General features: G+C 52.0%; 10 protein-coding genes. 3 read left to right on the plus strand and 7 right to left on the minus strand.

Annotation, left to right across the window (positions count from 1 at the left end; genetic code table 11):
* Positions 1–2: 2 nt before the first annotated feature.
* The 6 genes from efeO to KHQ09_RS00420 form a co-directional block, all read right to left on the minus strand.
* Positions 3–1,184 (minus strand): iron uptake system protein EfeO, encoded by a 1,182-nt coding sequence (gene efeO / locus KHQ09_RS00395; protein ID WP_213600293.1) that lies wholly within the window; start codon positions 1,182–1,184, stop codon positions 3–5.
* A 6-nt stretch (positions 1,185–1,190) separates the two neighbouring features.
* Entirely contained in the window at positions 1,191–2,012 is an 822-nt protein-coding gene (gene efeU / locus KHQ09_RS00400; protein WP_213600294.1) for an iron uptake transporter permease EfeU, read from the minus strand.
* Between the two features lie 387 nt (positions 2,013–2,399).
* A complete protein-coding gene (locus KHQ09_RS00405) occupies positions 2,400–2,699 on the minus strand; it encodes a TFIIB-type zinc ribbon-containing protein (RefSeq protein WP_075656552.1) in 300 nt (99 codons plus the stop codon).
* A 120-nt stretch (positions 2,700–2,819) separates the two neighbouring features.
* Positions 2,820–3,731: a methylisocitrate lyase gene (gene prpB, locus KHQ09_RS00410; protein WP_151159661.1), complete on the minus strand. Its 912-nt coding sequence runs from the start codon at positions 3,729–3,731 to the stop codon at positions 2,820–2,822.
* A 23-nt stretch (positions 3,732–3,754) separates the two neighbouring features.
* Entirely contained in the window at positions 3,755–4,942 is a 1,188-nt protein-coding gene (gene prpC / locus KHQ09_RS00415; protein WP_238481533.1) for a bifunctional 2-methylcitrate synthase/citrate synthase, read from the minus strand.
* A 126-nt stretch (positions 4,943–5,068) separates the two neighbouring features.
* On the minus strand, positions 5,069–6,583 hold the full coding sequence (locus KHQ09_RS00420; protein ID WP_213600296.1) for an MmgE/PrpD family protein: 1,515 nt from the start codon (positions 6,581–6,583) through the stop codon (positions 5,069–5,071).
* Between the two features lie 276 nt (positions 6,584–6,859).
* Here KHQ09_RS00420 and KHQ09_RS00425 point away from each other — a divergent pair, with 276 nt between their 5' ends.
* From KHQ09_RS00425 to KHQ09_RS00435, 3 genes are all read left to right on the plus strand, one after another.
* A complete protein-coding gene (locus KHQ09_RS00425) occupies positions 6,860–8,281 on the plus strand; it encodes a short-chain fatty acyl-CoA regulator family protein (protein ID WP_213600297.1) in 1,422 nt (473 codons plus the stop codon).
* A gap of 154 nt (positions 8,282–8,435) precedes the next feature.
* Entirely contained in the window at positions 8,436–9,425 is a 990-nt protein-coding gene (locus KHQ09_RS00430; RefSeq protein ID WP_075656542.1) for a TAXI family TRAP transporter solute-binding subunit, read from the plus strand.
* A 152-nt stretch (positions 9,426–9,577) separates the two neighbouring features.
* Complete coding sequence (locus tag KHQ09_RS00435) at positions 9,578–11,626, plus strand: TRAP transporter permease (RefSeq protein ID WP_213600298.1); 2,049 nt, start codon at positions 9,578–9,580, stop codon at positions 11,624–11,626.
* Positions 11,627–11,656: 30 nt separating this feature from the next.
* Here the strand turns inward: KHQ09_RS00435 and KHQ09_RS00440 are convergent, their stop codons facing one another.
* A complete protein-coding gene (locus KHQ09_RS00440) occupies positions 11,657–12,574 on the minus strand; it encodes a LysR family transcriptional regulator (RefSeq protein WP_213600299.1) in 918 nt (305 codons plus the stop codon).
* Positions 12,575–12,701: the final 127 nt, after the last annotated feature.

The raw sequence follows: 12,701 nt of genomic DNA on the forward strand, positions 1-12,701 counted from the left end.
ACTTACTCCAATCCGATTGCAGACATCAGTGCGGTGATTTTCTGGCTGAGTGTTCTCACTTTTTCCGCCAAAGCGCGACGGGCTGCGTCATCAATTTCCGCATAGGAACGCTCAGGGTTTCCTGCCGATAAGGTCGTCAGTTCCTGTCGCACATCCTGTAAGGCAAAAAGCGCATTTTGTGTTTCGCTTGCTGCCGGTTTTTCACTGAGTGGTTTCAGCAAAGTGAGAATTTTTTCCGCGCCGTCGAGTTTTGCCGTCAGATCAGCCAGATCAAGATGCGAATAGGCATTATCACCGGCAATAACGGCACCTTCAGCCTGCTGGTTCAGATAGGTTGCAAGACTGCGCAGCAGCATATCCGGCGTCAGTTTCGTGGTTTTCAGGCGCTCTTTCAGCTCTGTCAGATCAGTTGCCAACTGACTGGCAAAAATATCCAGACCTGCGGTACTGTTCTGCGCCCACAGACCATATTCAATACGGTGGAAACCGGTAAATGCAGGGTCTTCCTCGCGTTTTTCCAGATAATTTGCGAGAGGATCAATCTTAGACGCCAGATCGGAGAAACGGCCGGAAAGCACATCTGTGCGTTCATAGGCTTCACGCGCCTGCGAGAAAGCTGCGCGCGCTGCCTGCACATTGCCTGCGGCAATTGCTGCTTGCAATGCCTGCGTATTTTTAAGCGCCGCATTGCTCTGCATGACCAGAAACACTTTATACTCCGAGAGCATACCGATGAAAGCGCGGGTATCCGGCTTGGCCGCTACAGCCGCTTTCGAATGTTCGGACGGCGTTACCGTCAATTTGCCGCGCGGATTGGAAAGCAGACCGCAGGTAATCTCATACTCACCAGGCAGCAATTGCGCACGCAATACGGATTTCATACCCGGGATAATATTTTCGCGCTCTTCTACGACCATCACACCGTCGAGAATTTCCCACTCAACAGGGCGGTCGGAACGGTTGTGAATTTCAAAACTGTGAAAGCCGGACGGCAAGGTCAGGTTCATCGGCTCACAGGCTTTGGCACCAACCTCAATCGGGATCAGCTTTTCATTGCCCACCGTGTTTTTCGTGATGGTTGCATAATAAAACAAGCCGCCTGCAGCCACTGCCAAAACAGCGGAACCGGCAACAGCCAGTTTCATAAGGCCTGATGAAGGTGCGGATGGATTCTTACTCATCATAGCCTCTTACGCAGCAGCGGTTTTTTGTGCAGGTACCGGCCGCAGATAAATGGCCAGTGCCGCAAACAGGAAGATAAAATAGGCAATCACTTCGCCAATCGCCGGTGTATCGTGATAGCCGAGCAGGCCGGACAGCAATGTGCCGAGCGGTGTAGACAGTGGCAGCACATGGCTCAGATCCCATGCCGGTGCCTGCAAATAATTCCAGATGCCAGCCTCATGCAGGCTGCGAAGTGAGCCGGACAATAAACCGGCAGCAACGAAAATAATCAGAATGCCTGTCCAGCGGAAAAACAGCCGTAAATTCAGGCGCAACCCGCCCTGATAAATCAACATGCCGAGCACAACAGAAACGGCTACGCCCAGAAAAGCACCGAGTGGCGCCGCATAGCCTTCGCTCTGCTGAAAAATCGCCAGCAGGAAGAACACGGATTCCAGCCCCTCACGCGCCACGGCAAAAAATACCATGCCAATCAGTGCCCAAGTTGCTGATTTCGCGGCAAGTGCATGTTCGACGGAATGCTGCAATTCATCTTTGAGAGAGCGTGCGGCTTTCTTCATCCACAGCACCATCGACATCAGTACGATCACCGCGACAAAACCGACAATGGCTTCGAACAATTCCTGCATTTTTTGCGGAAATTCAGCGCTGATAATCTGCAAGGCAGCGCCCGCCAGAAAGGACAGCGCAATAGCCAGAAATATGCCGATCCAGACGGCGGGCATATAGGATGAGCGTCCGGTCTTGTTCAGATAAGACGCAATAATACTGGTGAGAAGAGCTGCTTCCAGCCCCTCACGTAACATAATCAGAAACGGTGCCAACATCGGCTTGCTCTCAGTGTCGTTCAAACAAATGCAAGCCGGAAAAGCCTGCGCAACAATGAAAATGCCCGGCCGGAACGATCACTAATTCAGTAAAAGCAGAGGTCTAAGCAAAGACAGTTAAACATGTGAATTAAAGTCACCTTTTACATGAAACTGCTATTTCCGACAACGCAAAAACATGGGAGCGGGCAGATTTTTCTAAAAACCCGAAGACCGGTAGAAAATCTCTATCCCTTTTTAAAAACACATAAAAATACAATCATCATACTGATGCCGTCTGTTTACCTGCAAACGAGTAGCCGTTTTTACCGGCATCATGATCTTAAAAACAAAAAAGCCCACACCGGTGATTCCGGTGCAGGCTCTTACTTGTAATAGCTTGCCAGATCAGAAGTCGAACAACTCGCCCAGTAGCGATTTCTTTTTACGATATGGCTTGCCATGGCCGTAATCATCATGATCACGGCGGTCACGATCATAATCGCGGTCACGGTCATGACCACGGCTGTCGGAGCGGTGATCATCCTTGCTCGCTGTGCGCACAGGTTCTGCAGGAACTGAGCGCTCAATAATCTTGTCCAGCTCACCACGATCCAGCCATACACCACGGCATTTCGGGCAATAGTCGATTTCAATTCCCTGCCGGTCAGACATGACAAGCTCGGTATTATCGATAGGGCAAAGCATTATTAAGGGCCTCCTGATTGGTCAGGATTTGCACTTGGGTTGCGAATTGTGGTTTTTCAAGTGCGAGACCACAGTTTTATCTCAGCCCGCCCATATTTCATCTCATCAGACAAATTCCGCTTAATCCATTGACGGAACAATACTTTTGATGATGGTACGGTCAAGTTCCTCATACTGGTTCAGCCCGATTGCATCATAAAGTTCGGCACGGGTCTGCATTTCATCGACCATGGCTTTTGTTGCGCCATCCCGCTTGATCGTGGCATAGAGTTTTTCCTGCGCTTTATTGGCAACGCGAAGAGAAGACACCGGCCAGATCACCATTTTATAACCCATCTCCTCAAATTCCTGTGCGGTGAAGAAAGGGGTGCGGCCAAACTCGGTCATATTGGCCAACAGTGGCACGCCGGGCATGCGTCTGGCAAATTCGCGGAACATTTCTGCCGTGTTCAGCGCTTCCGGGAAAATCGCATCGGCACCGGCTTCCATATAAAGCTTGGCGCGCGCCACAGCGCCGTCCATACCTTCACTGGCAGCAGCATCAGTGCGGGCAATCAGATAGAGATGACGGCGCGCCTTGGCTGCCGCTGCGACTTTCGCCGCCATATCCTCGGCTCCCGCCAGTTTTTTATCATTCAGATGGCCGCATTTTTTCGGCAGCAACTGATCTTCAATATGCACGGCAGCAGCGCCTGCATCCTCGAATGTGCGCACCATATGCATCACATTCAATGCCTCGCCATAACCGGTATCGCCATCCACCACGAGCGGCAAACCACTGGAGCGGGCAATCTGACGAATGAAAAAAGCCACTTCATCAACCGTAATAATACCAAGATCCGGCAAACCCATTGAAGCCGTCATAGCTGCGCCGGAGAGGTAAAGCCCCTCAAAACCGGCATTGCGCGCCTGAATGGCCGCCATACCATTATGCGCACCCGGCAATTGCACAATGCCGGGTCTGTTCATCAAGTCACGAAACCGCTCACCGGCGGCTTTGGTTGGCAGATCGGAAGCAGATAAATAAGGCATGATACTCACTCAGGCTGTCTCAGTTAAATAGTCTTGGGAGTTGCTGCGGATCGTTCATCAATCGGCACAAAAGTCAGATTGTCGGGGCCGATATAATTCGCGGACGGACGGATAATCTTATTGTCGATACGCTGTTCGATAATATGCGCTGCCCAGCCTGAAGTGCGGGCAATCACAAAAAGCGGCGTAAACATTGCGGTCGGCACACCGAGAATATGGTAAGAAACCGCGCTGAACCAATCGAGGTTCGGGAACATTTTCTTGTTGTCCATCATCACCGTTTCAATACGCTCGGCAATGTCGAACATTTTGGTTGTGCCGGCTTCTTCCGACAGTTCCAGTGCGACTTTTTTAATGATCTCATTACGCGGATCGGCAATCGTATAGACCGGATGACCGAAACCGATCACCACCTGTTTCTGTTCAAGCTGGCGCAGAATATCGGCCTCTGCTTCATCAGGGTCGGCATAGCGCTGCTGGATTTCCAGCGCCACTTCATTGGCGCCACCATGTTTCGGGCCGCGCAGCGCACCGATAGCACCGGCAATGCAGGAATAAACATCAGAACCTGTGCCTGCGATGGTACGAGCAGTGAAAGTGGAAGCGTTAAACTCGTGCTCCGCATAGAGGATCAGCGAGATATTCATCGCCCGAACGGCTGCCGGTGTCGGCTCTTTGCCGTGGAGAACACGCAGGAAATGCCCGCCAATTGTATCATCATCGGTTTCCAGCTCCACCCTACGGCCATGATGGGCAAAGTGATACCAATAGAGCAACATCGAACCAAGCGAAGCCATCAGCCGGTCAGCGATATCCTTGGCACCGGCCTGAGGATGCCCGCTGACTTCCGGCAGCACGCAACCGAGAACAGAGACGCCAGTACGCATCACATCCATCGGATGACTTGCAGCGGGCAGCAATTCGAGCGCGGCCTTCACATTGGTCGGCAGACCACGCATGGCCTTGAGCTTTTGCTGATAGGCAATCAGTTCGCGTTTGGTCGGTAGCGTACCATGCACCAGAAGATGCGCAACCTCTTCAAAATCACATTGCAAGGCGAGATCATGAATATCAAAACCGCGATAATGCAGATCATTACCACTGCGCCCGACAGTACAAAGGGCAGTATTACCGGCAACCACGCCGGACAGTGCCACGGATTTCTTTTTTGGCGGCGTTACCGTTGTTTCACTTTCTGCAATGCTCATCATTCTCTCCCTTGGCTGCAAAGCACCATTTCCGATCCCTCCCGGATCATTACGGAAAGCATGCCTGCAGCTCAGATTTTGCGTTGCGGATGACGAGTGCCATCAAATCTGGCACTCACAGAGACCGGCTCAACCTTGCCAGTCGAAAATACCGTGCGCCTTGCCCAGCTCGCATTTGCCCGGCAGCGCAGTAATATTGAGGCCAGCCAGTTCATCGGCAGTCAGCTCAGTCAGGCGTTCAACAGTTTTGATGAAACGATCCTGCTCTTCCTCCCCGATAATGCCTTCAGCCAGAGTGCGGAATTTACGGATATAATCCGGACGTTTGAACGGACGGGCACCTAACGGATGTGCATCGGCCAGCGCCAGTTCATCTTCGATCACCGAGCCGTCCTGCATGGTAATAACCACACGGGCACCAAAGGCTTTTTCATTCGGATCATGGCTGTGATAGCGCTTTGTCCATGCCGGATCTTCCACCGTGCTGACCTTGTGCCAGAGCGCAACTGTCTCCGGACGCTTGGCACGCTCCGGCGCATAGGAATGCTCATGGTGCCATGTGCCGTCTTCCAGTGCGACCGCAAAAATATACATGATCGAATGGTCAAGCGTTTCACGGCTGGCATTCGGATCCATTTTCTGCGGATCATTAGCACCGGTACCAATCACATAATGGGTATGATGGCTGGTATGCAGCACAATGCTGGCAATCTTAGAGAAATCTTTGACACTTGAACGCATACGCCGTGCGAGATCAATCAGTGCCTGACTCTGATATTCAGCCGAATGTTCTTTCGTATAAGTATCCATGATCGCACGTTTGCGCTCACCGATTTCCGGCACCGGCACGAAATATTCGGCCTTCGGACCACCAAGCAGCCACGCGATGAAACCGTCTTCACCTTCCCATGCAGGAGAAGGTGCGCCCTCGCCGCGCATAATGCGGTCAACAGCTTCCACCGCCATTTTACCAGCAAAGGCTGGCGCATAGGCTTTCCAGCTGGAAATTTCGCCCTTACGCGACTGACGTGTGGTGGTTGTGGTGTGCAGACCCTGCTGAATAGCCTGATAAATCTGCTCGGTGCTTAAACCCAACATGGTTCCGATACCGGCCGCTGCCGATGGCCCCAAATGGGCAATATGGTCAATTTTAAACTCATGCAGACAAATGCCTTTGACAAGATTGACCTGAATTTCATAACCGGTAGCAATACCGCGTGCCAGCGCAGAACCGTTGAGGCCACAATGCTGCGCAACCGCGAGCATCGACGGAATATTATCCGCCGGATGGGAATAATCGGCAGCGAGAAATGTATCGTGAAAGTCCAGCTCGCGTACCGCAACACCATTCGCCCATGCCGCCCATTCCGGTGACACCCGCTGATCCGCAGGCAGGCCGAACACTGTGGCACCGCGCTTATAAGGATGGGCAAGTGCCTGCATTCTTGCGCTGACAACCGGACGGCGCATCAGCGAAGCAGCAGCAACGGATGCGTTGTCAATGATACGGTTGCCGATCATCTCAACAACATCATCGTCCAGCGGCACATCATCGGCGGCCATGGCGGCAAATTTCCATGCCAGCTGATCTTCACGCGCCAGATGTTCTGCAGATTTATAGGTACGCACTTTATGGAGTTTCACAGAAAAATCCCTCTCTGTCTTAGCCAAAGACTATGACAACCCGTTTCTGCCGTCCTCCGACAGCAGTGAATTGTGTAACTTGCGAAGCCGAATGCACTCTGTAAACCAACTATACAGCGGCAAATCTTTGCGCCTATGGTTGAAAAAGCGAAGTGACGGCGGTGATTTTTTGTGAAATTGTGAAACTTGCGAAGTCGTCACAGTTTCGCAAACCGCATGCAAATAAAAGGAATGACGAGAACAGCGTTGATCTGAAAGGTCGGGAGGGCCCGAAGAATGCGTAAGACTTTTGTTGGCATAAAATTGAGAAAACTACGGGAAGAGCGTCAGCTCACCCAGATGTCTCTGGCGAAAAGCCTAGGGATTTCTTTGAGTTATCTCAACCAGATCGAGAATAATCAGCGCCCGCTGACCGTGCAGGTTTTGTTACGGCTCAATGAGGTTTTCGGCATAGATGTTCAGCTTTTTTCTGAAGCCGATGAGGCGCGGCTGTTCAGCGATCTGCGCGAAGTTTTTGCCGATCCGCGCCTGAATGAGCAACTCGGCAAAACTGAAATCCGCGAACTTGCCGCCAATATGCCCGCTGTCGGACGGCTGATTGTGGAAATGCACAAACAGCTTGGCGAGGCGCAGGAGCAATCTGCATATCTTGCAAACCAGCTCGGCAATGACCGCTCCGCCGATCTGCCGGTGATGCTCTCCACGCCCTATGAGGAAGTGCGCGAATATTTCTATGCACACCGCAATTATATTCCGGAACTCGACCATGAAGGTGAGGCACTGAGCCACAAACTCGGTCTGCCGGTCGGCAAAATGAAACATGCGCTGGCGGAACGGCTGATGCAGATGCACGGCGTGCGGCTGGTTGAGCAATCAGGGCCTGACAGTTCAGACAAGGTTCGTCATTACGACAGCAGCACCCGCCTTCTCTCTCTCTCCCCGCGTCTTGATGAAGGACAGCAGGCCTTTCAGCTGGCAACGCAAATCGCCTTTATGGAACAGAAACATCTGCTGGACCAGTTACTGGAAAAAACGGTATTTTCCAGTCCTGAAGCACGGGTGCTGGCACGGATCGGACTTGCCAATTATTTCGCCGGTGCCGTGCTGATGCCCTATATGCATTTTCTGCAAAGTGCAGAACAGTTACGATATGATATTGAATTACTTGGACAAAAATATGCAGTGAGTTTCGAAACCATCTGCCACCGGCTCAGCACTTTGCAGCGGCCTGAGGCACGCGGCGTGCCGTTTTTCTTCATCCGTGTGGATCGTGCGGGCAATATTTCCAAGCGTCAGTCAGCGACCGATTTTCACTTTTCACGCTTTGGCGGCACCTGCCCGCTGTGGAATATTTATGCGGCTTTTTCCTCACCGGATCGTATCCTGACTCAGCAGGCCGAAATGCCGGACGGCCGCACTTATTTCTGGATTGCAAAAATGATCCGTCACCGGCAGGGCGGTTATAAAGCGCCGTCAAAAAGCTTTGCCATTGCACTGGGTTGTGATCTGCATCATGCCGACCGGCTGGTCTATTCCAAAGGTATGATCCTTGATGATCCGGCGGCACGTACACCGATCGGCGCAGGATGTAAAATCTGCGAACGGCAAAAATGCCCGCAACGTGCCTTCCCGCCGCTCTATTCCACAATACAGGTTGATGAGGCGCAGACGAATTTTGCCCCCTATATGACCGCCTGAGAAGTCATTGCCTCCCGTCAGGGCGCTGATTTCAAAGGGAATTTTTCTTATTATACTAAAGTATAATGTGGTTTCTATCTATATCAGAAAGGTTGACAAGTCGCGCCGGTCTTTTCATGTTCACTGCAGAGGATATTCCAGAGGGAGAGAGAATATGAAATTTGGCAAAAATTTTCGCCGCTTTATGGCCGCAGCTGTTTTGGGAACGGCAGCACTCGGCGTAACCATTGCAACTGCACAATCACCTTCGTTTTTCCGTATCGGCACCGGCGGGACCGCAGGCACTTATTATCCGATCGGCGGATTGATCGCCAATGCGATCTCCGGCAACGGCGATCAGGGCGTGCCGGGTCTGGTGGCAACCGCAGTCTCTTCCAACGGTTCTGTCGCCAATATTAATGCAGTACAAAGCGGTGGTCTTGAAGCCGGTTTCACCCAGTCTGACGTTGCTTATTGGGCCTATACCGGCACCGGCCTTTATGAAGGCAAAGGCAAGGTGGAAGATCTGCGTCTGATCGCAACACTCTATCCGGAAACCGTGCATCTGGTTGCCCGTAAAGATGCAGGCATCAAATCTGTTGCTGATCTCAAAGGTAAACGCGTCTCACTTGATGAGCCGGGTTCCGGTACCATTGTCGATGCCCGTATTGTGCTTGGTGCCTATGGCATGACAGAAAAAGACGTAAAGGCAGAATATCTGAAACCAGGTCCTGCCGGTGACCGCCTGAAAGACGGTGCGCTGGATGCTTATTTCTTCGTTGGCGGCTACCCGACCGGTGCGATTTCCGAACTCGCCAGCACCAATGGTATTTCTCTGGTTCCTATTGAAGGACCGGAAATGGAGAAAATCCTCAAAGAATACAGCTTCTTCGCCAAGGATACTGTACCGGCCGATACTTATAAAGATGTCGGTGCAACCGATACAATTTCCGTTGCCGCTCAGATGGTGACAAGCGCGAAACAGTCCGATGAACTGGTCTATAACATCACCAAGACCATGTGGAATGACGCAACCCGCAAGGCGCTGGACGCCGGCCATGCAAAGGGTAAAATGATTACCCTGCAGAATGCAGTGACCAGCCTTGGTATTCCGCTGCATCCGGGTGCTGAACGCTTCTACAAAGAAGCCGGCCTGCTGAAATAAAAAACCGTTTATCCTGCACCGGACTATCATGCAGTCCGGTGCAGGATTTTCTCACAGGTTTACAATACGCATTTTGACGGGCGAGTGCGTCCGGCTGCTACAGTCAGCCGTGAACGCCAGCGCCTTTAGCCATATTTTCAGGAAATTTCCCCATGACCACAGAGCAACAATCGTTGAAACCTATGGAGCTGGATGAAGAAAAAGCGCGCGAACTCGAAGAGAAATTCGATTCAGAAATCCGCTTTCGCCCGTTGTTGCCTGTTACTGCCCGCATAGTCGGTACATTGCTGATTATTCTCTCGCTGTTTCACTATTATACAGCCGGTTTTGGTATTCTGTCTGAAACTATGCATCGCGGCATCCATCTGGCTTTCGTGCTGGGTCTGGTGTTTCTGGTGTTTCCGTTTTCACCAAAAGGTTATACGGAACCGGCAAAATCCACTTTGCTGCGGCCGCTTGGTATTTCCATTATCGACTGGGCGCTGGCTATCGGTGCTGTCGTTGCTGTGATGCATGTGCCGCTCATCCCGCTGGATGATCTGGCTTTCCGCGTCGGTAATCCGACAACAACCGATGTGATGCTTGGCGGTTTGCTGATTATCGTGCTTTTGGAAGCCACACGCCGCTCGGTCGGCTGGCCGCTGCCGATTATCGCCGTGCTGTTTATGCTCTATGCCTATTTCGGCCCGTCCATGCCCGGCATTCTGGTGCATCCGGGTTCGTCCGTTTCTCAGATCGTTGACCATCTTTATCTGACAACACAGGGTGTTTACGGTATCGCGCTTGGCGTGGTTGCCACCTATGTGTTCCACTTCGTGTTGTTTGGTGTTTTTGCCACCCGTATCGGTCTGGGACAATTGTTTCTTGATTGCGCCGCATGGGTTGCAGGGCGCTATGCAGGCGGCCCTGCCAAGGTCTCGATCTTCGGTTCGGCGCTGTTTGGCATGATTTCCGGCTCATCCGTCGCGAATACGGTAACCGTCGGCTCACTCACCATTCCGGCGATGATCCGCCTTGGCTATAAGCGCAATTTCGCAGCGGCAGTTGAGGCCGCCTCCTCGACCGGTGGTCAGATCACCCCGCCGATTATGGGCGCTGCCGCATTTTTGATGATTGAGTTCCTCAATCTGCCTTACACCACCATTATTATTGCCGCGATTGTTCCGGCCTTCATGCATTTCTTCGGCGTTTTGATGCAGGTGCATTTTGAAGCCAAGCGCACAGGCCTGCGCGGCATGACCCCGGATGAAATGCCTGATCTGAAAGAAGCCTTCAAACGCGACTGGCCCACTGTCATTCCGCTTGTTGTACTGGTTGGCGTCCTTCTGTCCGGTTACACGCCTTATCTCGCCGCGTTCTGGGGGATCACGCTGTGTATTGCCGTCGGTCTGCTCAATCCGCGCAAGCGTATGTCTATCAAAGAGATTTTTGAAAGCCTGCGCGACGGTGCAAAATATGCCCTTGCAGTTGGTGCAGCAGCAGCAACGGTCGGCATTGTTGTCGGCGTGGTCACACTCACCGGTGTCGGCTTCAAAATCTCCTATATTGTGACAACAACAGCGGCGGACATTGCCGCATGGTTTGGCACATTCCTGCCTGCCGCGCTGATCGGTGCCTCAACGCTGACTTTGCTGTTTACCCTCATCATGACCGGCATTGTCTGTATTCTGATGGGTTGCGGTATTCCGACCACGGCAAATTATATCATCATGGCAACCATTGCCGCACCGACACTGGCACTGCTCGGTGTTGAACCGATTGTTGCGCATTTCTTCGTGTTTTATTACGGGGTTCTGGCCGATATCACGCCGCCGGTGGCGCTTGCAGCCTATGCAGCTGCAGGTATGGCCGGTGCCGATCCGTTTAAAACCGGTAATACCGCCTTCCGCTTAGGTTTGGGTAAAGTGCTGGTACCGTTTGTGTTTGTATTCTCTCCGTCACTCTTGCTGGTCAATGCCAATTTCTCATGGGGCGAATTCTTCACCGCCTTTATCGGTTGCGTGATCGGGATTACCGCCTTGGGCGCTGCGCTATCCGGCTTTATGCTGGTGCGTACCAAACGCTGGGAACAGGTGCTGCTGATTATTGCAGCAATCCTGCTGGTCGTACCGGAAATCTACACATCCCTGCTGGGTCTGGCACTGCTCGTTCCTGTGCTGATGCGACAAGTGGCAGGTGTGCGGCAGGCACAGCCGGTATAATAAAAAGGGCGCTTAAAGCGCCCTTTTTCTTTAATGATCGTTTGCATTATTTCTGAGATCCGGCAACCGGTTCCAGAACTTTTCAATCACAGAACGCTGATTATTTCTGGAGCGATAAAGACGGATTTCCAACGGAATATTCCATGATGCATCCGCACCATGCACCAGCTGGCCGGTGGCCAGTTCTTCGGCAATCAGGCTGTGCGGCACCCAGGCCACGCCCCACCCGGCCATCGACATGCCTTTGAGACCAATCGACATACTGCCTTCATGAACCAGACGATGTTCCGGCATTTTCAGCGCAAATAATTCACTCAGCAAATGACCGAAGAAGGATGATTTTTCATAGCCGATATAATCAAACGGCTGCTCGCCGCGGCCAACCATATGCAGCGGGTTGCCATCAGCATCCGGTGCGCTGATCGGAATGATCTGCTCAAAGCCGACAACTTTGTAATCAAAGTCTGCAGCATCGAGCAGCAGTGGCACAGACGGATGCACATAGGTCAGCAGAAAATCACAATCGCCGTCAACAAGCGCATTCACATTGCCTTCAACACTGCCTGTATCCGGCCGCAACCGTGTGAAAACCGGTGCGGTATTATCACTGGTTTCCTTCACCCATTGCGGGAAAAATGTGAAAGACAATGTATGCAATGCGATGAAAGAAATCGTTTGTGCTTCCAGTGTCTGGTTTGCCTGAAAGCCCTGACGCACCTGATAGAGTGACTTCAGCGTTTCCTGCGCCACCGGAATAAATTTCTCACCGGCCTCGGTGAGCCGCGAAGGATAAGTCGCACGGTCAATCAGGGTCGTACCGAGCCATGTTTCCAGCTGCTTGATACGGCGGCTGAAAGCAGACTGGGTAACGTGGCGTTCATCTGCAGCTTTGGAGAAATTTAAAGTATGAGCAAGCGCCAGAAAGTCTTCAACCCACTTAATTTCCACAATACGGATCCTTCGTCATGATTGCCTGTTTTGCATACAGGCATGCAGGTTCAGAATAGGCCTTATACGATATGTCAGCATATTTGAACAGAAACATAAAAGACGGCCGCTCTCTTAAATATCCGCA

It is taken from the genome of Pseudochrobactrum algeriensis, from assembly GCF_018436245.1.
Taxonomy (GTDB): Bacteria; Pseudomonadota; Alphaproteobacteria; order Rhizobiales; family Rhizobiaceae; genus Pseudochrobactrum; species Pseudochrobactrum saccharolyticum.

Bases quoted from the DNA above. Each gene is read 5' to 3' on its own strand.
- efeO (WP_213600293.1), bottom strand. From the start codon at position 1,184: ATGATGAGTAAGAATCCATCCGCACCTTCATCAGGCCTTATGAAACTG.
- efeU (WP_213600294.1), bottom strand. From the start codon at position 2,012: ATGTTGGCACCGTTTCTGATTATGTTACGTGAGGGGCTGGAAGCAGCT.
- KHQ09_RS00405 (WP_075656552.1), bottom strand. From the start codon at position 2,699: ATGCTTTGCCCTATCGATAATACCGAGCTTGTCATGTCTGACCGGCAG.
- prpB (WP_151159661.1), bottom strand. From the start codon at position 3,731: ATGCCTTATTTATCTGCTTCCGATCTGCCAACCAAAGCCGCCGGTGAG.
- prpC (WP_238481533.1), bottom strand. From the start codon at position 4,942: ATGATGAGCATTGCAGAAAGTGAAACAACGGTAACGCCGCCAAAAAAG.
- KHQ09_RS00425 (WP_213600297.1), top strand. From the start codon at position 6,860: ATGCGTAAGACTTTTGTTGGCATAAAATTGAGAAAACTACGGGAAGAG.
- KHQ09_RS00430 (WP_075656542.1), top strand. From the start codon at position 8,436: ATGAAATTTGGCAAAAATTTTCGCCGCTTTATGGCCGCAGCTGTTTTG.
- KHQ09_RS00435 (WP_213600298.1), top strand. From the start codon at position 9,578: ATGACCACAGAGCAACAATCGTTGAAACCTATGGAGCTGGATGAAGAA.